The organism is Bacteroides sp. 51 (genome assembly GCF_010500965.1).
Classification (GTDB): Bacteria; Bacteroidota; Bacteroidia; order Bacteroidales; family Bacteroidaceae; genus Bacteroides.
In genome coordinates this window covers 1-356 of sequence record NZ_QVMI01000143.1, presented here as the reverse complement: position 1 = coordinate 356, position 356 = coordinate 1, and the positions used below count along the sequence as shown (strand labels likewise).

The 356-nt window shown below is 43.0% G+C and carries 1 rRNA gene; it reads right to left on the bottom strand.

What is annotated here, in order from left to right:
- Nucleotides 1-274: 274 nt before the first annotated feature.
- Nucleotides 275-356: ribosomal RNA gene (locus D0T87_RS23875) — 16S ribosomal RNA — on the bottom strand; the annotation flags it as partial.

The following is a 356-nucleotide window of genomic DNA, read 5'->3' as shown; positions in this document are numbered from 1 at the left end:
GTCCCAGGCAGAGTTGAACTGCCGACCTCTACATTATCAGTGTAGCGCTCTAACCAACTGAGCTATAGGACTAGTTCAACCTTGCCACAGCCAAAAAAATAGGCGGGCTCGGCTTCTTTTATCTCTCAATACTATATATAAACATAACTAACAAGAGTACAATACCAGATGATTGATCATCTAATATTAACTAAACCGTGAATTTGAACGTATTCCTTTTAATTGTCAACTGTCAACTGACAACTGTCAACTAAAAATGCAGGCATCACTCCAGAAAGGAGGTGTTCCAGCCGCACCTTCCGGTACGGCTACCTTGTTACGACTTAGCCCCAGTCACCAGTTTTACCCTAGGACGA